Origin of the sequence: Anianabacter salinae, from assembly GCF_019061145.1 — a bacterium.
In the GTDB taxonomy this organism is placed as follows: domain Bacteria; phylum Pseudomonadota; class Alphaproteobacteria; order Rhodobacterales; family Rhodobacteraceae; genus Anianibacter; species Anianibacter salinarum.
Map to the genome: position 1 here is coordinate 117675 of NZ_JAHQZS010000005.1, position 17826 is coordinate 135500.

General features: G+C 63.3%; 20 protein-coding genes. 10 read left to right on the top strand and 10 right to left on the bottom strand.

Going from position 1 to position 17826, the window contains the following annotated elements; all coding sequences use genetic code 11:
- The first annotated feature begins 7 nt into the window (after positions 1 to 7).
- Positions 8 to 1231: an MFS transporter gene (locus KTJ87_RS14015; protein ID WP_267139765.1), complete on the top strand. Its 1224-nt coding sequence runs from the start codon at positions 8 to 10 to the stop codon at positions 1229 to 1231.
- Here KTJ87_RS14015 and KTJ87_RS14020 read toward each other — a convergent pair.
- The 3 genes from KTJ87_RS14020 to KTJ87_RS14030 are packed head-to-tail and all read right to left on the bottom strand — an operon-like array spanning position 1214 to position 3518.
- Positions 1214 to 1813 (bottom strand): Smr/MutS family protein, encoded by a 600-nt coding sequence (locus KTJ87_RS14020; protein WP_267139766.1) that lies wholly within the window; start codon positions 1811 to 1813, stop codon positions 1214 to 1216. The two genes, KTJ87_RS14015 and KTJ87_RS14020, sit on opposite strands and share 18 nt — an antisense overlap.
- Positions 1810 to 2850, bottom strand: a complete 1041-nt coding sequence (mltA, locus tag KTJ87_RS14025) for a murein transglycosylase A (RefSeq protein WP_267139767.1) — start codon at positions 2848 to 2850, stop codon at positions 1810 to 1812. The genes KTJ87_RS14020 and mltA overlap by 4 nt, the downstream gene beginning before the upstream one ends.
- Complete coding sequence (locus tag KTJ87_RS14030) at positions 2847 to 3518, bottom strand: Tim44/TimA family putative adaptor protein (protein ID WP_267139768.1); 672 nt, start codon at positions 3516 to 3518, stop codon at positions 2847 to 2849. Before KTJ87_RS14030 ends, mltA begins: the two co-directional genes overlap by 4 nt.
- 103 nt (positions 3519 to 3621) lie before the next feature.
- Here KTJ87_RS14030 and KTJ87_RS14035 point away from each other — a divergent pair, with 103 nt between their 5' ends.
- Entirely contained in the window at positions 3622 to 4119 is a 498-nt protein-coding gene (locus KTJ87_RS14035) for an FxsA family protein (protein ID WP_267139769.1), read from the top strand.
- Between the two features lie 60 nt (positions 4120 to 4179).
- Positions 4180 to 4689: a protein-export chaperone SecB gene (secB, locus tag KTJ87_RS14040; protein WP_267139770.1), complete on the top strand. Its 510-nt coding sequence runs from the start codon at positions 4180 to 4182 to the stop codon at positions 4687 to 4689.
- Positions 4690 to 4700: 11 nt separating this feature from the next.
- On the opposite strand, the gene dnaQ is transcribed toward secB, so the two are convergent.
- Genes dnaQ through KTJ87_RS14060 form a run of 4 tightly spaced genes read right to left on the bottom strand, consistent with a single transcriptional unit; the run spans position 4701 to position 7417 of the window.
- Entirely contained in the window at positions 4701 to 5393 is a 693-nt protein-coding gene (dnaQ, locus tag KTJ87_RS14045; RefSeq protein WP_267139771.1) for a DNA polymerase III subunit epsilon, read from the bottom strand.
- Positions 5386 to 5985 (bottom strand): dephospho-CoA kinase, encoded by a 600-nt coding sequence (gene coaE, locus KTJ87_RS14050; protein ID WP_267139772.1) that lies wholly within the window; start codon positions 5983 to 5985, stop codon positions 5386 to 5388. Before coaE ends, dnaQ begins: the two co-directional genes overlap by 8 nt.
- Positions 5982 to 6821, bottom strand: a complete 840-nt coding sequence (locus tag KTJ87_RS14055; RefSeq protein WP_267139773.1) for a shikimate dehydrogenase — start codon at positions 6819 to 6821, stop codon at positions 5982 to 5984. Before KTJ87_RS14055 ends, coaE begins: the two co-directional genes overlap by 4 nt.
- Entirely contained in the window at positions 6818 to 7417 is a 600-nt protein-coding gene (locus tag KTJ87_RS14060) for a Maf family protein (protein ID WP_267139774.1), read from the bottom strand. Before KTJ87_RS14060 ends, KTJ87_RS14055 begins: the two co-directional genes overlap by 4 nt.
- Positions 7418 to 7834: 417 nt before the next feature.
- Here KTJ87_RS14060 and hemJ point away from each other — a divergent pair, with 417 nt between their 5' ends.
- The 7 genes from hemJ (at position 7835) to KTJ87_RS14095 (ending at position 15248) form a co-directional block, all read left to right on the top strand.
- Entirely contained in the window at positions 7835 to 8284 is a 450-nt protein-coding gene (hemJ, locus tag KTJ87_RS14065) for a protoporphyrinogen oxidase HemJ (RefSeq protein WP_267139775.1), read from the top strand.
- A gap of 118 nt (positions 8285 to 8402) precedes the next feature.
- Complete coding sequence (rho, locus tag KTJ87_RS14070; RefSeq protein ID WP_267139776.1) at positions 8403 to 9677, top strand: transcription termination factor Rho; 1275 nt, start codon at positions 8403 to 8405, stop codon at positions 9675 to 9677.
- 39 nt (positions 9678 to 9716) lie between these two features.
- A complete protein-coding gene (mnmE, locus tag KTJ87_RS14075) occupies positions 9717 to 11000 on the top strand; it encodes a tRNA uridine-5-carboxymethylaminomethyl(34) synthesis GTPase MnmE (RefSeq protein ID WP_267139777.1) in 1284 nt (427 codons plus the stop codon).
- Between the two features lie 12 nt (positions 11001 to 11012).
- Positions 11013 to 12881: a tRNA uridine-5-carboxymethylaminomethyl(34) synthesis enzyme MnmG gene (gene mnmG, locus KTJ87_RS14080; protein ID WP_267139778.1), complete on the top strand. Its 1869-nt coding sequence runs from the start codon at positions 11013 to 11015 to the stop codon at positions 12879 to 12881.
- Positions 12878 to 13510, top strand: coding sequence for a 16S rRNA (guanine(527)-N(7))-methyltransferase RsmG (gene rsmG / locus KTJ87_RS14085; RefSeq protein ID WP_267139779.1), 633 nt, complete (start codon positions 12878 to 12880; stop codon positions 13508 to 13510). Before mnmG ends, rsmG begins: the two co-directional genes overlap by 4 nt.
- Positions 13503 to 14312, top strand: coding sequence for a ParA family protein (locus tag KTJ87_RS14090; RefSeq protein ID WP_267139780.1), 810 nt, complete (start codon positions 13503 to 13505; stop codon positions 14310 to 14312). Before rsmG ends, KTJ87_RS14090 begins: the two co-directional genes overlap by 8 nt.
- 12 nt (positions 14313 to 14324) lie before the next feature.
- Positions 14325 to 15248: a ParB/RepB/Spo0J family partition protein gene (locus tag KTJ87_RS14095; protein ID WP_267139781.1), complete on the top strand. Its 924-nt coding sequence runs from the start codon at positions 14325 to 14327 to the stop codon at positions 15246 to 15248.
- On the opposite strand, the gene hemW is transcribed toward KTJ87_RS14095, so the two are convergent.
- The 3 genes from hemW to rph are packed head-to-tail and all read right to left on the bottom strand — an operon-like array spanning position 15245 to position 17713.
- Entirely contained in the window at positions 15245 to 16402 is a 1158-nt protein-coding gene (gene hemW / locus KTJ87_RS14100; RefSeq protein ID WP_267139782.1) for a radical SAM family heme chaperone HemW, read from the bottom strand. The two genes, KTJ87_RS14095 and hemW, sit on opposite strands and share 4 nt — an antisense overlap.
- Positions 16395 to 17003, bottom strand: a complete 609-nt coding sequence (gene rdgB, locus KTJ87_RS14105; protein ID WP_267139783.1) for an RdgB/HAM1 family non-canonical purine NTP pyrophosphatase — start codon at positions 17001 to 17003, stop codon at positions 16395 to 16397. Before rdgB ends, hemW begins: the two co-directional genes overlap by 8 nt.
- Entirely contained in the window at positions 17003 to 17713 is a 711-nt protein-coding gene (gene rph / locus KTJ87_RS14110) for a ribonuclease PH (RefSeq protein WP_267139784.1), read from the bottom strand. Before rph ends, rdgB begins: the two co-directional genes overlap by 1 nt.
- Positions 17714 to 17826 lie beyond the last annotated feature (113 nt).

The following is a 17826-nucleotide window of genomic DNA, read 5'->3' on the forward strand; positions in this document are numbered from 1 at the left end:
AGGGCGGATGAATTATTTCCGTTTCCTGCGCGAAAACGCGCCCTTCCTGCTGGCCGGGGTTCTTCTGACCTTCTGCTCCAGCTTTGGTCAGACGTTCTTCATCTCGGTGTTCGCGGGCGCGATCCGGGATGAGTTCGGACTGTCGCATGGCGCCTGGGGCGGTCTTTACACACTTGGCACAACGGCTTCGGCCATCGTCATGGTCTGGGCGGGCGGGCTGACCGACCACTACCGGGCGCGCGCGCTGGGCAAGGTGGTCCTGATCCTGCTGGCGCTTGCCTGCCTGTCGATGGCGTTCACGCCTGCGGTCTGGTTCCTGCCGATCGCCATCTTCCTGCTGCGCCTCGCGGGGCAGGGAATGACGGTGCATATCGCCGTCGTGTCGATGGCGCGCTGGTTCGTTGCGACGCGGGGGCGGGCATTGTCGACCGCCGGTCTTGGCGTGGCACTGGGCGAGGCGTTCCTGCCCCTGTTCTTCGTCGCGCTTCTGACCGTCTCGCTGTGGCGCTGGCTGTGGGTTGGCACGGGCCTGTTCATCCTGGCGATGTTGCCGGTCCTGGCGCGGCTTCTGCGGCTGGAACGCACGCCGCAATCGGTCGCCAACGACAACCAGTCCGTCGGCATGGACGCCGTGCACTGGACGCGGCAGCGGGTGCTGTCGCACTGGCTGTTCTGGCTGCTTGTGCCCGCCCTGATGGCTCCGGCGGCGTTTTCCACCGCCTTCTTCTTTCAGCAGGTGCACCTTGCCGAAACCAAGGGCTGGACGCATGTCGAACTGGTGGCGCTGTTCCCGCTGTTCACGGCCTGCGCGGTCGGTTCGATGATCGTGTCGGGGTGGGTGATCGACCGCGTGGGCACCGCACGGTTGATGCCGGTGTTTCAATTGCCGATGGCGCTGGGCTTTGTTGTGATGGCGCAGGCGTCGAGCCTTGCAATGGCGGCTGGGGCGATGATCCTGATGGGCCTGACACAGGGCGCGAACAGCACGGTTCCGAATGCGTTCTGGGCGGAATTCTACGGCACGCGCTTCATGGGCGGGATCAAGGCGCTGGCCACGGCTGTCATGGTCTTCGGCACCGCCATCGGGCCGGGGTTGACCGGCGTGCTGATCGACCGCGGCGTGATCTTCGAGGACCAGCTTTATGGCATCGCCGCCTATTTCGTCACGGCCGCCCTGCTGGTTCTGGTCGGGATCACGCGGGCGCGGGGGCGGTTAACGGTTGCGGCGTAGATAGACGTAGAACGCGCCGCCGCCGCCGTGGCGCAAATGCGCCTCTGTCACCTGAAGCACGGCCTGCGCCATAGGCGCGAGGCGCAGCCATTGCGGCACCTGATGGCGCAGCACGCCCAGCCGCGTCGGGATCGGACCGCCTTCGTCGCGCGGCTTGCCCTTGCCAGTGATGACCAGCACCAGCCGCAATCCCCGCGCCTGCGATCCAAGGATGAAGTGCATCAGCGCGGGATGCGCTCGGTCGAGGGTCATGCCGTGCAGGTCGAGCCGGGCCTCGGGCATCAGCTTGCCCCGCTTCATCCGGTCGAACCTCTTGCGGTCCATGCGAACCGGGCGCTGGCCCAGATCGTCAGACACCGTTGCAGCAAGATCATGCGGGATCGTCGTCTCGCCCTTGCGGGCGCCGATCTCGAACGGCTCCAGTGCTGGGGGCTGCTTGCGGGGCGCCGTTTCGGGGCCTTGGGCCTTGGCCGCCCCGGTCTGGCGGGTGCGCTTGGGGTGCAGAGGGTCTGTCGCCTGCTGAACCCGGCGCCACAACTCCTGTTCTTCCTCGGTCAGAACGCGCGGCCTTTTGCGCGTCATCCCGTATCCTCTGTGGCAAGCGCATAGGCGCGCTGGATCGGCAGAAGGACGATCATCCGCCCCGGATCGCGAATCTTGCCCGCCAGACGCCCTGCGGCAGTGCCGGTGCCAAAGAATATGTCGGCGCGCTGCGCGCCCTTGATCGCCGAGCCCGTATCCTGCGCGATCATCAATCGGCGCATCGGACCTTCGCCGCCCTTTTCGATCCACACCGGCGCACCAAGCGGCGTATAGGCGGGATCGACGGCAACCGTGCGCAGCGGCGTGATCGACCGGTTCATCGCGCCAAGTGGGCCCTTGTCGGACGGAACCTGCGTCACCTCGCGGAAGAACACGAAGGACGGGTTGGAATGCAGAAGGTCGGTGCCGTCGCGGGGGTTGCGGCGCACCCAGTTCTGGATCACCTGCGCCGACACCTGATGCGCCGCATAAATGCCGCGCCGCACCAGTTCCTGTCCGACCGAACGATAGGGATGGCCGTTGTTGGCGCCATAGCCAACGCGCATCACGCTGCCGTCGCTGAACCTGATCCGTCCAGACCCCTGGATCTGAAGAAAGAAAAGCTCGACCGGATCGTCGACCCAGGCCAGCTCCAGCCCGCGCCCCCGAAGGACACCCGCCTTCTCGATGTCTTCGCGGGTGTGCCAGGGGCGGAACGCGTTCACATCGGGCGGGACCCGGTAGATCGGATAGCGGAACGTGGCGGTGCGATTGCGCGATCCCTTCAGTTCAGGCTCGAAATAGCCGGTGAACAGGCAGGGATCGCCGTCAGAGATCAGGACGGGGCGAAAGAACAGCTCGAAAAAGGCCTTGGCGTTCTCCTGCTCGGCGGCCATCGCGCACAGTGGACGCCAATCGGGATCGTCCAGATCGCGGCAGGTCTCAAGGAACGCCGGGATCGCCGCTGCGTGGTCGTCGTCTTCCCAGCCCTCAAGCTCTGAAAATTGCAGGATGGAATAGGTCGCCTCGGCGGCGGCGGGGCCGGTCATGAAGGCCCCCGCAAGGAAAAGCCCCAGCGCCGCCGCAAGCCGCTTCATTCCCCGGTCGCGACCAGTTTCCAGTTCGGATCGTCGACACCCATGGCCCGTGCGAAGGTCCAGGTGTCTTTCTGGCGCTTGATCTCGGTGGCGTTGCCTTCGACGATCTCGCCATCGGCGTTGCGGACCACAGACGTCAACTCGCCCACGAAACGCACCGTGATCTCGCCTTCCTGGCTGTCGCGGTCGAACTTGGCATCGGTGATCGACACGTCGCGGATGCCCACAAACGTCGCCTCGATGCTCAGCCCCTGATCCTGCCGGGACTGGATCACGTCGGCAAAGCCTTCGTAGACGTGCTTGTCGAGGAACGGGATCAGATCGTCGATGGTGCCGTTCTCGAAGCCCATGAGGATCATCTCATAGGCGCCGCGTGCACCTTGCAGGAATTCACCCACGGAAAACTCGGGCTCGACCAGCTTCATCGCGGCAAGCGCCTTGGCCGCGCTGGAACCGTCATCGACATAGTCGATGATGTCATGATCCGGCCCGCCTTCGATGACCTCGAAGTCGCGGCGTGGACCGACGGTTTCGCGCATTGCGCCTTGTGGTGGCTGCACAGGCGGCTTTTCAAACCCTTCTCGGGTTCCAAGCACGTTCTTGAGCCGAAGGATCAGAAAGATTGCAATCCCGGCAAGGACTAGAAGCTGAATCACGGCGTCACTCATTTGAACCTCGTGGAGTCGCGGTGGCAACGCGACGGATCGTTTCCTATGTAGGTGCAAGGCCGTGGTAAGTCTACCACGCCACAAGGCAAAGATAGGTGTCGAGATGTGGCTGTTTCTGGCGTTTCTTCTGGTTCCCCTGATCGAGATCGCCCTGTTCATCCAGGTGGGCGGGCTGATCGGGCTGTGGCCGACTCTCGGCATCGTGATCCTGACGGCGGTTCTGGGCACCGTTCTGGTTCGGGCGCAGGGCGCGCGCGCGTTGACGCAGTTGCGTAGCTCGTTCTCGGAATTGCGGGATCCGGCAGAGCCGCTTGCGCATGGCGCGATGATCCTGGTGTCCGGCGCGCTGCTGCTGACGCCTGGCTTCTTCACCGACGCGGTCGGGTTCCTTCTGCTCGTCCCGCAGTTTCGAGCGGCGGCTTACCGATACCTGCGCGCGCGAGTGAAGGTTAAGCGGTTCGACATGGGGGGCGGCAGTGGCCCCAGGCCGCAGCCCGGGCGACCCTCTGATCCGCGCGGACCGATCATCGAGGGCGAGTATTCCGAGGTCGAGCCACCCAAACGCCCCACCCATGAGGGGTCTGGCTGGACGCGGCATTGAGGCCCTACACGCTTCCTGCTAAGCGAACGCCGACCGATTTCGTATTGAGGAGCGAGGACAATGGCTGACGAGACCCCGGCGGAAGATCAGAAACCCGAAGCAGCGCAGCAACCGCAGCTCAAGATGCAGATCCTCGGACAGTTCATCCGGGACATGTCGTTCGAGAACGTGCTGGTGCAAAAGGGCAGCCAGGGTGACGTGACGCCTGACGTCAAGGTGCAGGTCAACCTCGACGCCAAGAAGCGCGCGGCCGAGAACCAGTACGAGGTCTACACCAAGTACGTCGTGACCTCGAAGAACAAGGGCACCGACCAGACGCTGTTCCTTCTGGAACTCGACTACGGCGGCCTGTTCCAGATCGAAGGTGTGCCGGAAGACCAGTTGCACCCGTTCCTTCTGATCGAATGCCCCCGGATGCTGTTCCCGTTCGCGCGGCGCATCATCTCGGATGCCACGCGCGACGGCGGTTTTCCCCCGCTGAACCTTGAAAACATTGATTTCGTTCAGCTTTATCGCCAGCAGGCGGCAGCGCGTGCGCAACAGCAGGCTGCGGCCGCCAAGCCGAACTGATCGCTAGACGATTACCGACGAGACCAGATTGCGCCGTCCCCGAGCTTCTCGACGAACCTCGCGTGGGCGGCGCGTTCTTCTTCGGTGATACGGTCGGCCAGCGGTTTCGGCCTTGGCTTTGGGCGCCAGTCGGCCACGGCGTCGGACGCGCCGTCGCCAGTTTGCCGGTCCGCGCCCAACGCGAAATCGGGCTGACGACCGCCGATAAGCTCGAGATACACTTCCGCCAGGATCTGCGAGTCAAGCAGGGCGCCGTGCAGTGTGCGCGCGGAATTGTCGATGCCGAAACGCCGGCACAGCGCATCCAGCGACACGGGCGAGCCGGGGAACCGTCTTTTCGCCATGCCGAGCGTATCGACCACGCGGTCCCATTGCAGTTGGGGCAGCCCTGACCAGCCAAGTTCTGCGTTCAGGAACTTGATGTCGAAGGCGGCATTGTGGATCACCAGATGCGCGTCGCCGATGAAATCGAGAAACCCCTGGCCGATGCGGGCAAAGACCGGCTTGTCGGACAGAAAGGCGATCGACAGCCCGTGAACATCGAACGCTTCTTGCGGCATGTCGCGCTCGGGATTGACATACTGGTGATATGTGCGGCCCGTCGGCATGTGATTGTGCAGCTCGACCGCGCCGATCTCGACGATGCGATCTCCGCTTGAGGGGTCGAGCCCGGTGGTTTCGGTGTCGAGCACGATCTCACGCATCTGTCAGCCTTTCCCGTATCTCTGTCACGATCTCTCGCACGGCGGCCTCTGCGGCCTCAAGCGTCGTCGTCCGTATCACATGGTCCGCGCGTGCCCGTTTCTCGGCGTCCGGCATCTGTTTGGCCAGGATCGCATCAAGCTGCGCCTCGGTCATGCCGGGACGGGACAGAACGCGGGCGCGTTGGACATCCTCGGGGGCGCTGACGACCACCGTCATGTCGACATGCGCATCGCCGCCGGTCTCGAACAGAAGCGGCACATCGACAAGCGCGATTTCGGCGGTGCAGGCGGCAAGGAAATCGGCGCGGTCCCTGGCCACAAGCGGATGAACCACCGCCTCGATCTGCGGCAGGGCAGCGGGATCGCGTGCGATCCATGCCTTGAGTTGCGCGCGATCCACGGCGCCGTCCACGATAGCCTTGGGACACAGGCGGGCGAGGGGAGCGACGGCATCGCCGCCCGCTGCATAAAGACGGTGGACAGCCGCGTCGGCATCCCAGACGGCAACGCCCTGCTTGGCGAACATCGCGGCCGTGGTGGACTTGCCCATGCCAATCGAGCCTGTCAGCCCGATAAGAAACGGCCGCGTCATTCGCCAAGCACGGCGGCGCGGACCTGGTCGTCGACGTTCGGACGCACGCCGAACCACCGTTCGAACCCCGGAACCCCTTGATGCAGAAGCATTCCAAGCCCATCGACGGTGCGGCAGCCGCGATTGCGCGCTTCGATCAGGAACTCGGTGTCGAGCGGGGCATAGACCAGATCGGTGACGACCGCGCCGGGGGTAAGTCCATCGAGAGGCACCCGGAACGGAGGCTTTCCGACCATGCCGAGCGACGTGGTGTTCACGACCGTGGCCGCGTCGTCGAGGACATTGGCGGCCTTGACCCAGTCGTGCACGATCACCCGCGTCCCGAACTCTGACCGCAGCGCATCGGACCGGGGGCGCGAGCGGTTGGTCAGGCGGATTTCTGGAACACCGGCCTGAAGCAGCGCGTGGATCACCGCCCGAGAGGCGCCGCCAGCACCGAAAACGGCGGCTGGCCCGGCCTGCGGGGTCCAGTCGGGGACGGAATGGCGCAAGTTCTCGATGAACCCGATCCCGTCTGTGTTGTCGGCGTGAATCTTGCCGTCCTTGCGGAACTGGATGGTATTGGCCGCACCGATCACCGCCGCACGGTCGGACACGATATCGGCGATGTTGAGCACCGCTTCCTTGTGCGGGATCGTGATGTTCACGCCGACGAACCCCATTTTCGGAAGGGCGCGCATCACCTCTACCAGGTCGTCCTGTTCCACGTGAAGCGGAATGTAGGCGCCCGCGATCTGGTAGCGTTTGAGCCAGTGGGTATGCAGCGCCGGACTGCGCGAATGGGCAATGGGGGCGCCAACAACGCCAGCAAGGGGAATACGCGATACCTCGGTCATGCGGGGATGAAACCCCGCAGCGTCAGATATGACAAGAGGTCGAGCAGCGGCAGGCCCAGCACGGAGAAATAATCTCCCTCGACGCGATGAAACAGCCGCACCCCTTCGCCCTCTAGGTGGTAGCCGCCGACCGAATGGCGCACTTCCTCCCAGTTGCGTGCGACATAGTCGTCAAGAAAGCCGTCCGAACAGTCGCGCATCACCATGCGCACTGTGCCGACCGTGCGCCAGACCGGCCGCCCGTCTTCGTAGATCACCGCGCCAGAGTGTAGCATGTGCCGCTGTCCGTTCAGATCACCAAGCTGCGCGCGCAGCTCTTCCGGCGTCTCGGCCTTGGCGAACACCCGCTGGCCCAGAGACAGGATCTGGTCGCTGCCAAGCACAAGGCGATCCGGGTGCTTCATCGCCACCCGGCGCGCTTTCTGCTCGGCCAGGACGTCGGCGATATCACGGGGCGGGGCGCCTTCGGCGATCATCGAGGCCCGGATGGCGTCTTCGTCGATGCGTGCGGGCTGAACCTCGAACGGAACGCGCGCCTGGGTCAGAAGCTGGGCGCGGATGGCAGACCCGGAGGCAAGAAGGAGCGGTTGGGGCATGTCGATACTTCTGTGGAGAAGGGACGGGACGAAACGGTGCGGGCGCTGGGGAGGACATGACCCGGTCTGCCCCCGGGGGACAAGAGGGCGTGTCCGGCGGATTTCACACCCCTGTCATCAACCTGTTGAACAGGAAACCCACCGTTGGGGATTGTCGGAACGCGCATCAGGTTGGGCAAAAGATATACCATGGTTTATCCACCGGCATGAGGGATCAACCAGTTGATTTGTTTATGATTTTTACCTCTTGCCTTAACTTGCCCCCAGAATCGCCTGGCAATCGGCGGCAACCCATCAACACCATGGATAACCACCTGAAACCTGTTTAATCCCCATCATCCACAGGGCCTACAAACACAACTTCCTTCTTTATCTATATATATTTAAAGAGAAGGCAGACAGCGAAGGATGCGCGAGATGACGGTTCTGGTCGGGCTTTACCCATGGATCAAGGCGCTTCATGTGATCGCGGTCATCGCCTGGATGGCGGGGTTGTTCTATCTTCCACGGCTGTTCGTCTATCACGCCGAGAGTGTGACACGCGGAACCGAAACCGACACGCTCTTTCAGACGATGGAGCGCAAGCTTCTCAAGCTGATCATGACGCCTTCGATGATCGTGACCTGGATCTTCGGCCTGATGCTTGTGTCGATCCCCGGTGTCGTGGACTGGAGCGAGGGTTGGCCGTGGCTCAAGGCGGTTGCGGTGATCGGAATGACAGCGTTCCACGGCTGGTGTGCGGGCCAGCGCAAGAGGTTTGCCGGGCAGGGTGAGACGCTGACCGGCCGCCGATACCGGCTGATGAACGAGGTTCCGACGCTGTTCCTGCTGGTCATCGTCGTGGCTGTCATCGTCAAGCCGTTCTGAAACGATTGACACTTTCACGCGCGGGGCTTATCTGCCTCGGCCTAGCAGCCGTCCGGCCAGCCGATTTCCCCCTGACGATCATTAGACCGCCGCGCGTCGGCGTGTCCGAGGAAGACCAATGACCGAAGAACGTTTGAACCTTGCCGATCTGAAGGCGAAGAGCCCCAAGGATCTTCTGGCGATGGCCGAAGAACTTGAGATCGAGAACGCCTCGACCATGCGGAAGGGCGACATGATGTTCGCCATCCTCAAGGAACAGGCCGAGGAAGGTTGGCAGATCGGCGGCGACGGCGTTCTTGAGGTGCTTCAGGACGGGTTCGGGTTCCTGCGCTCGCCCGAGGCGAACTATCTGCCGGGTCCCGATGACATTTACGTCTCGCCCGACATGATCCGGCAGTTTTCGTTGCGGACCGGCGACAGCGTTGAAGGCGTCATTCGCGCCCCGAACGAGAACGAGCGTTATTTCGCGCTGACCAGCGTCGAGCGGATCAACTTCGAAGATCCCGAGAAAGCGCGTCACAAGATCAACTTCGACAACCTCACGCCGCTTTATCCCGATGAACGGTTGAAGATGGAAGTCGAGGACGAGCACACGTCGAAGGACCGTTCTGCGCGGATCATCGATCTGGTGGCGCCCATCGGCAAGGGCCAGCGGTCGCTCATCGTGGCGCCGCCGCGGACCGGCAAGACGGTGCTGCTGCAGAACATCGCCAATTCGATCGAACGCAATCACCCGGAAATCTATCTGATCGTTCTTTTGATCGACGAACGCCCCGAGGAAGTGACCGACATGCAGCGCAGCGTGAAAGGCGAGGTGATTTCCTCGACCTTCGACGAGCCTGCGTCGCGTCACGTTGCCGTATCGGAAATGGTCATCGAAAAGGCCAAGCGCCTGGTCGAGCACAAGCGCGATGTCGTGATCCTGCTGGATTCGATCACCCGCCTTGGCCGCGCGTTCAACACGGTCGTGCCGTCGTCAGGCAAGGTCCTGACCGGCGGCGTGGACGCGAACGCCTTGCAACGGCCCAAGCGATTCTTCGGTGCGGCGCGGAACATCGAGGAAGGCGGATCGCTGACCATCATCGCGACGGCGCTGATCGACACCGGCAGCCGGATGGACGAGGTGATCTTTGAGGAATTCAAGGGCACCGGCAACTCCGAGATCGTTCTGGACCGCAAGGTGGCGGACAAGCGCGTGTTCCCGGCGATGGACATTCTCAAGTCCGGCACGCGCAAGGAAGACCTGCTTATCGAGAAGGGCGACCTTCAGAAGACCTTTGTGCTGCGGCGCATCCTGAATCCGATGGGCACCACGGATGCGATCGAATTCCTGATCTCGAAGCTGAAGCAGACCAAGACGAACGCGGATTTCTTCGACTCGATGAACACCTGATCCCCTGATTCTGGGCGGGTCCGGCGTCTGAGGGGCGCGATGGAGACGATCTTTGCACCGGCGACGGCGCGCGGAAAAGCGGGCGTTGCCGTCATCCGCATTTCCGGCCCCGCCGCGTTTGACGCGCTGACCGTTCTTGGCGCCGCGCCCGTGCCGCAACGCCGCGCCAGCCTGCGCATTTTGCGGGATGGCGACGACATCCTCGACGAGGCGCTTGTCCTGAAGTTCGGCGCAGGGCGCAGCTTTACCGGTGAGGATGTTGTCGAGCTGCAGACCCACGGAAGCCCTGCGATCCTGTCCGCGATCCTCGCGCGTCTGTCCGCCATTCCCGGCTTTCGCATCGCCGAGCCTGGCGAATTCACGCGCCGCGCGCTCGAGAACGAGAGGCTGGACCTGGCGCAGGTGGAAGGCCTGTCCGATCTGATCGAAGCAGAGACCGAGGCGCAGAGGCGGCAGGCGCAGGCGGTGTTTTCGGGTGCCTTGGCGGGGCGAGTTGAAGAATGGCGTAAGCTTTTGATCGAGGCCGCGGCCTTGGTCGAGGTGACCATCGACTTTGCCGATGAAGAGGTGCCGGTGGATGTGACACAGGATGTTCTTGAGCGTTTGCAACAGGTTATGGACGATCTGAGGGCCGAGATCGCGGGTGTCGGAATTGCCGAACGGGTGCGCGACGGGTTCGAGGTCGCCATCGTCGGTCCGCCGAATATCGGGAAATCCACCTTGCTGAACGCCCTTGCGGGGCGGGATGCCGCGATCACCTCTGAAGTGGCCGGAACGACACGCGACGTGATCGAGGTGCGGATGGATCTTGGCGGCCTTCCCGTGACAGTGCTGGATACGGCCGGGTTGCGAGAGACCGAGGATACCGTCGAGGCCATCGGTGTCGCGCGCGCACTCGAGCGGGCAGCGCGGGCCGATCTTCGCGTGATCCTGACGGATGGCGGCCCCCCGATGATCGAGGCGCAACCGGGGGACATCGTTTTGCGGGGCAAGGGCGATGTGTTGAACGAAGGCGATCACGCCGCGATTTCCGGCAAGACCGGGCAGGGCGTTGATGCGCTTATCGCCACAGTCGCTTCGGTGCTTGAGAGCCGGGCTGCGCAGGCAGGCACAGCGACGCGAGAGAGGCACCGGATTGCGATGACTTTGGGACTTGGGGCTTTGGAATCGGCGCAGGAAAGGTTATCTAGCGAGTTCGCGGAAACCGAGCTTGTTGCCGAGGAGATTCGCACTGCGCTTCGTGCGCTGGAATCGCTCGTGGGTCGGGTAGATGTAGAGCATGTGTTGGGCGAGATCTTCTCGCGCTTCTGTCTTGGTAAGTAGGGGGTGTTTCACGTGAAACATTCGCAAGTCGATGTCGTCGTTGTCGGGGGTGGCCATGCCGGTGCAGAGGCCGCTGCCGCAGCTGCGCGCATTGGTTCGCGCACGGTGCTGGTGACGCTGACCCGGAACAGCATCGGCGTGATGTCATGTAATCCGGCAATCGGCGGTCTTGGCAAGGGCCATCTTGTCCGGGAGATCGATGCACTCGATGGCGTCATGGGCCGCATCGCGGATGAGGCCGGGATTCAGTATCGCCTTTTGAATCGCCGCAAGGGGCCTGCCGTGCAAGGGCCCCGCGCCCAGGCGGATCGCAAGCTTTACCGCGAAGCGATGCAACGCGAATTGGGCGCGACAGAGAATCTCGAGATTGTCGAGGGCGAGGTGGTCGACCTTGTCATGGACGGCGACCGCGTGGCAGGCGTTGTCCTCGGCGATGGCAGCGTCATCCCCTCCCATGCCGTTATTCTGACGACTGGCACATTCCTGCGCGGCGTCATCCATATCGGCGATGAGCGCAAGGAAGGCGGCCGGATGGGTGATCGCCCATCGGTGCGGCTTGCACAACGAATTGACGATTTTGCCTTGCCGCTCGGGCGCCTGAAGACCGGGACGCCGCCGCGACTTGACGGGCGCAGCATCGACTGGGACAGGCTGGAAACGCAACCGGGTGACGACGACCCTGTGATGTTCTCGTTCCTCAACACGCGCCCAAAGGTGCGTCAGGTCGCGTGCGGGATCACCCACACCAATGACGCAACACATGCGATCATTCGAAAGAACCTTGACCGATCCGCGATGTATGGCGGTCACATCGAAGGGATCGGCCCGCGCTACTGCCCGTCGATCGAGGACAAGGTGGTTCGGTTCGCCGACAAGGCCTCGCACCAGATATTTCTGGAACCAGAGGGACTGGATGACCACACGGTTTATCCAAATGGCATCTCGACGTCGTTGCCGGTCGAGGTCCAGGAGGCGTATGTTCATTCGATTTTCGGGCTGGAACAGGCTCGCATTCTGCAGCCCGGCTATGCGATCGAGTACGACTACGTCGATCCCCGCGCCTTGACCCGGACGCTGGAAGTTCGCGACGTGCCCGGTCTGTATCTTGCCGGTCAGATCAATGGAACGACAGGGTATGAAGAGGCGGCGGCTCAGGGGCTTCTGGCCGGGTTCAACGCCGCGCTGTCTGCGCAGGAAAGGGACCCGTTCACGCTGGACCGGGCGACCGCCTATATCGGCGTCATGGTCGATGACCTTGTGACCCGCGGCGTTACCGAGCCCTACCGGATGTTCACATCGCGCGCCGAGTACCGGCTATCGCTGCGGGCTGACAACGCAGACCAGCGACTGACGCCCCTGGCGCTTGATGTCGGAGCTTGCAATGAAACGCGCCGCAGGCGGTTCAATGACAAGATGGAGAAGCTTTCGGCTGGCCGTGCTGCTCTTGAGACGATGCAGGTGTCGCCGCAGCAATTGGCTGCGACGGGTCTCAAGGTAAGCCTTGATGGCAGTCGGCGTAGCGGAATGGACGTGCTGGCATTGAACGGCGGAACATTCGAGGCGCTGGTTTCCATCGCACCCGAGCTTGAGACGGTTGACCGAGGCATTCGAGTTCAGCTTGGCATTGACGCGACCTATGCGAATTATATCGACCGTCAGGAACGCGATGTCGCCATGTTGCGGCGTGACGAGGGGCATACAATTCCGGCGGATTTCGACTTTGATGCGCTCACCGGTCTTTCCAACGAGTTGAAGGCCAAGCTGCATGCTGTTCGCCCCGAAACGCTTGGGCAGGCGGGGCGGGTCGAGGGGGTCACGCCTGCGGCGTTGACCCTGATCCTTGCGCGTTTGCGGCAAGCAGATCGCCAGAAGATCGCATGAGTTCTGAGGATCAGCGCAGCATTTTCCTTGAGCGGGCAGATGTTTCACGTGAAACAGCCTCACGCTTTGACGCATTTGCCGGGCTTCTGAGCAAATGGAATCCCTCAATCAACCTGGTTGCTCCGGGAACTATCGCTGATCGTTGGTCCCGGCACTTCATGGACTCGCTTTCGGTTTGGGAGGCGACGGAAATCCGTTCCGGCAAATGGGTTGATCTTGGAAGCGGCGGGGGATTTCCTGGCTTGATCGTTGCGATGCTGGCTGCAGAGAAGGCGACAGACCTTAAGGTAAGCTGTGTTGAGGTCGACATGCGGAAAGCGACGTTCCTGCGGACTGTTTCACGTGAAACATCCATAGACGTCTCGATCCACACAAAACGGGTGGAAATGTTGCCACCACTCGGCGCTAACGTCCTGTCCGCGCGCGCGCTGACGTCGCTTGAAGGGCTTCTGGCCCATGCTGAACGCCACTTGGCCCCGGACGGAGAGGCGCTGTTCTCAAAAGGGGCCCGGCATCAGGAAGAGATCGACGCCGCCCTTGCCAACTGGCGCTTCACATTGGACAAGGCCCCAAGCCTAACAGATCCGGCGTCTGCCGTGTTGAAACTCAAGGATATCGCGCGTGTCTGATCCAATCCGGCCCAAGGCCGCCCGAATCATCGCCGTCGCCAACCAGAAGGGCGGTGTGGGCAAGACCACGACAGCGATCAATCTTGGCGCAGCCTTGGCCGGTGACGGCTACAACGTGCTGCTTGTGGATCTGGACCCCCAAGGAAACGCCTCGACAGGGCTTGGCATTGAACCAGACGACCGGACCCTGACAACCTATGACCTTCTTCTTGATGACGCGCCGCTGGCCGATGTGATCCTCAAGACCAAGGTCGATGGTCTGCTGATCGCGCCCGCGACGACGGATCTCAGCTCTGCCGATATCGAGTTGGTCGCAAACGAAAAGCGCAGCTTCCTGCTGCATGACGCGCTGCGCCAACCCGCCATCGACAGCTATGCCTTCGACTACATCCTGATCGATTGCCCGCCGTCGCTCAGCTTGCTCACGGTCAACGCGATGGTCGCGGCGCATTCCGTGATGGTGCCGTTGCAAAGCGAGTTCTTCGCGCTTGAGGGCCTCTCGCAGCTCTTGCTGACGATCAGAGAAGTGCGCCAGTCCGCCAATCCGAACCTTCGGATCGAAGGCGTGGTCCTGACCATGTACGACAAGCGCAACAACCTGTCGCAGCAGGTCGAGCAGGACGCACGCGACAACCTGGGCGAGCTGGTGTTCAAGACAGTCGTGCCCCGCAACGTGCGCATCAGTGAGGCGCCGTCCTTTGCTTTGCCGGTCCTCGACTATGATCCGGCCTCGAAAGGAAGCGTGGCTTACCGCGCACTCGCACAAGAGCTTGTGTCACGTTACGAGCAAACTACCGGATAAAGGGGGCACACCATGTCAGACAAGAAAGAACGCAGGCTGGGGCGCGGCCTTTCTGCCCTGATGGCGGACGTGCAGCCTGCTGACCCCGTGCGCCCCGAGGCAGGGCAAGATCCGGCCACCGCACCGCGCCGTGCGGATCAGGCTGTTCCGATCGAGCGGGTGTTTCCCAATCCTGAACAGCCCCGCCGGTCCTTCACCCCTGAAAACCTTGAGGAACTTGCGGCCTCGATCCGGGAAAAGGGCATCATTCAGCCGCTGATTCTCCGCGCCCGTCCCGGACATTCGGGCGACTACGAGATCGTCGCGGGCGAACGCCGCTGGCGTGCCGCGCAGATGGCCAAGTTGCACGAGGTTCCTGCGCTGATCCGCGACTTCTCGGACACTGAAGTCCTCGAAGTCGCGATCATCGAGAACATCCAGCGCGCCGACCTCAATCCGCTGGAAGAGGCGATGGGCTACCGGCAGTTGATGGACCGCTTCGGCCACACGCAGGAAAAGGTGGCCGAGGCCCTCGGCAAGAGCCGCAGCCACATCGCCAACCTGCTCCGCCTGCTGGGATTGCCGGACGTGGTCCAGCAGTTGCTGCGCGACGGCAAGCTGTCCGCCGGTCACGCCCGCGCCCTTATCACGTCGGACGATCCGGCCAGCCTTGCGCGGCAAGTGGTGGACCGCAGCCTGTCCGTGCGGGAAACCGAGCGGCTTGCCAAGGCCGCTGCTGGCGGCGCGGTCGATCCCGCTCGCCCGTCGTCCCAGGGTCAGCGCACGGAAAAAGACGCCGATACCCGCGCGCTCGAGGGCGATCTGTCCGCCGCGCTAGGCATGCGCGTGGTCATCGACCATGCGGATGGACCCGGTGGCGGCAAGATGACCATCACCTACAATGATCTGGAACAGCTGGATTCGCTCTGCGGTCGTCTGACGGGCGGTCTGGGCTAGGGGGCGATTTCGCGCAGGACCGCGTTAAGCAGTGGTCTTCCGCGTGGGGTCACCCGCAGGCGGCCAGCCTCCTGCTCCACAAGTCCTGCATCCACCATCCGCTCCAGCCCCGCGCGGTCGAGCGGTGCGCCGCCCATGCTGCGATAGCGGCCAAGGTCGATCCCGCCCGTGATCCGCAGGCCCATCAGCAGGTATTCCAGACCCTGTTCGGCCCCATCCACCGGCTGAACGGTCAAATCGCCGGTGCCGCCGGTCTCCACCGCCCGCAGCCAGTCGGTCGGCTGCAACGGCGTGTCGGTCGCGTGGCGCAGGCCGTTCAGGGTCAGGCGGCCATGCGCCCCGGGGCCGATCCCGGCATAGTCGCCCGCCTGCCAGTACAGCATATTATGCCGTGATTCCGAACTTTTACGGGCATGGTTCGACACTTCGTAGGCGGGCATACCGGCGGCGTTGCACAGCTCTTGTGTCGCCTCGTACATGTCCGCGCCCGCGTCATCGTCCGGCAGGCCGCGCAGCAATCCCCGGCGAAAGCGGTCACCAAAGGCCGTGCCGTCCTCGATCGTCAACTGGTACAGCGACAGGTGATCCGCCGCCATGTCCAAGGCCTCGGTCAACTCTAGCTTCCAGCCGTCCAGGGTCTGGTTTTGCCGCGCATAGATCAGATCAAAGCTGACCCGGTCAAAGCAGTCGCGGGCAATGCCGAATGCCTTGCGCGCCTCGGCCACGCTGTGCAGGCGGCCAAGTGCCTTGAGATCAGCATCGTTCAGTGACTGTATCCCCATGGAAACCCGGTTCACGCCCGCGTCGCGGTAAGCTGCGAAGCGCGCTGCCTCAACCGACGTCGGGTTCGCCTCAAGCGTGATTTCCATGTCGTTCGACGGTGCCCAGACCTCGCGCGCCGTGTCGATCACGGCGGCCACCACATCCGGGTCCATCAGGCTGGGCGTGCCACCGCCGAAAAAGATCGTGTCCAGCACGCGCGGGCCGGTCAGCCCGGCAATGCGGCGGATTTCCGAGACGTAGGCAGCCTTCCAGCGCGCTTGGTCGATTGCCGAGACGACGTGGCTGTTGAAGTCGCAGTAGGGGCATTTCGCCTGGCAGAATGGCCAGTGGACATAAAGGCCGAACCCGGCGCCTTGGTCCGCGTCACGCAAGACAGGCCGCCACCAGCTTGGCGAAGGCGTCTGCACGGTGGCTCATCGCGTGTTTCTTCGCGGGATCCATTTCGCCGAAGGTCTCTGTCTCGCCGTCGGGCAGGAACACCGGGTCGAAACCGAAGCCAAGCTCGCCCCGCATCGGCCAGACGATCCGCCCGGCCACCTGGCCTTCGAACAGCGCATCCTCGCCATCGGGCCATGCGACGCAGAGGGTGCAGCAGAACCGCGCTGTCCTCGGTTCGGGTGCGGCGCGCTCTTCCAGCAGGGTCCAGACCTTCTCCATCGCCATCGGAAAGTTGCGTCCCTGCGGTGTCTCGGCCCAGTCGGCGGTGTAGACGCCCGGATCGCCGCCCAGCGCATCGACCATGATACCGCTATCGTCCGACACGGCGGGCAAACCGCTTTCCCGGGCAGCGAAATGCGCCTTGATCCGGGCGTTTCCGGCGAAGGTGTCCTCGGTCTCGTCCGGTTCGGCCAACCCAAGCTCGCCCGCAGAGACGACGACGCAGCCATAGGGCTCCAGCAGGGCGCGGATTTCGCGCAGCTTGCCCGCGTTGTGCGACGCAAGCACCAGCTTTTCCCCGGCCAGCCGCCGCATCAGGCGACCGCGGCTTTCTGCACCGCGACCAGATCCGCGCAACCCTTCTGCGCCAGCGCCAGCAGCTCTGACATCTCGTCCGCCGAGAATGTCGCGCCCTCGGCTGACATCTGCACTTCCACCAGGCGCCCCGATCCGGTCATCACGAAGTTGCCATCGACGCCCGCCTCGCTGTCCTCGGGATAGTCGAGGTCAAGGATGGGCTGGCCCGCGTAGATGCCGCAGGACACGGCGGCCACCGGATCGACGAGCGGGTCGCTCACGATGTCTCCGGCCTTCATCAACCTGTTCACGGCAAGTCGCAGCGCGACCCAGCCGCCGGTGATCGACGCGCAGCGTGTGCCCCCGTCCGCCTGGATCACGTCGCAGTCGATGCTGATCTGCCGCTCGCCCAGCGCGACGCGGTCGACACCGGCGCGCAGGGCGCGGCCGATCAAGCGCTGGATTTCCTGCGTGCGCCCGGACTGGCCGCGCTTGGCCTCGCGCTGCATCCGGGTCGTCGTGGCGCGCGGCAGCATGCCGTATTCGGCTGTCACCCAACCCAGCCCGCTGTTCTTCAGGAACGGCGGCACGCGCTCTTCCAGAGAGGCGGTGCACAGGACGTGGGTGTCGCCGATGCGGATCATGCAGGACCCTTCGGCGTGTTTCGTGACGCCGGTTTCAATTGAAACCGCGCGCATTTCACTTAAGTCTCGCTTCGACGGACGCATGAAAAACCTTTCTGATGTCGGGGCGGACTTAGACCTGCGACCGGCCTCGGTGCAACCCCGATTGACGGCAGGTCGAAGGGTCCGTTAAGTGCGCTTTGGCCTCTTGGATCGAC

Excerpts from the sequence above, each read along its gene's own strand:
- coaE (WP_267139772.1), bottom strand. The coding sequence starts at position 5,985 with ATGACGCGGCCGTTTCTTATCGGGCTGACAGGCTCGATTGGCATGGGC.
- KTJ87_RS14095 (WP_267139781.1), top strand. The coding sequence starts at position 14,325 with ATGTCAGACAAGAAAGAACGCAGGCTGGGGCGCGGCCTTTCTGCCCTG.
- dnaQ (WP_267139771.1), bottom strand. The coding sequence starts at position 5,393 with ATGCGTGAGATCGTGCTCGACACCGAAACCACCGGGCTCGACCCCTCA.
- rph (WP_267139784.1), bottom strand. The coding sequence starts at position 17,713 with ATGCGTCCGTCGAAGCGAGACTTAAGTGAAATGCGCGCGGTTTCAATT.
- KTJ87_RS14055 (WP_267139773.1), bottom strand. The coding sequence starts at position 6,821 with ATGACCGAGGTATCGCGTATTCCCCTTGCTGGCGTTGTTGGCGCCCCC.
- KTJ87_RS14015 (WP_267139765.1), top strand. The coding sequence starts at position 8 with ATGAATTATTTCCGTTTCCTGCGCGAAAACGCGCCCTTCCTGCTGGCC.
- secB (WP_267139770.1), top strand. The coding sequence starts at position 4,180 with ATGGCTGACGAGACCCCGGCGGAAGATCAGAAACCCGAAGCAGCGCAG.
- mltA (WP_267139767.1), bottom strand. The coding sequence starts at position 2,850 with ATGAAGCGGCTTGCGGCGGCGCTGGGGCTTTTCCTTGCGGGGGCCTTC.
- rsmG (WP_267139779.1), top strand. The coding sequence starts at position 12,878 with ATGAGTTCTGAGGATCAGCGCAGCATTTTCCTTGAGCGGGCAGATGTT.
- rdgB (WP_267139783.1), bottom strand. The coding sequence starts at position 17,003 with ATGCGGCGGCTGGCCGGGGAAAAGCTGGTGCTTGCGTCGCACAACGCG.
- KTJ87_RS14020 (WP_267139766.1), bottom strand. The coding sequence starts at position 1,813 with ATGACGCGCAAAAGGCCGCGCGTTCTGACCGAGGAAGAACAGGAGTTG.
- KTJ87_RS14030 (WP_267139768.1), bottom strand. The coding sequence starts at position 3,518 with ATGAGTGACGCCGTGATTCAGCTTCTAGTCCTTGCCGGGATTGCAATC.
- KTJ87_RS14060 (WP_267139774.1), bottom strand. The coding sequence starts at position 7,417 with ATGCCCCAACCGCTCCTTCTTGCCTCCGGGTCTGCCATCCGCGCCCAG.
- hemJ (WP_267139775.1), top strand. The coding sequence starts at position 7,835 with ATGACGGTTCTGGTCGGGCTTTACCCATGGATCAAGGCGCTTCATGTG.
- KTJ87_RS14035 (WP_267139769.1), top strand. The coding sequence starts at position 3,622 with ATGTGGCTGTTTCTGGCGTTTCTTCTGGTTCCCCTGATCGAGATCGCC.
- rho (WP_267139776.1), top strand. The coding sequence starts at position 8,403 with ATGACCGAAGAACGTTTGAACCTTGCCGATCTGAAGGCGAAGAGCCCC.
- mnmE (WP_267139777.1), top strand. The coding sequence starts at position 9,717 with ATGGAGACGATCTTTGCACCGGCGACGGCGCGCGGAAAAGCGGGCGTT.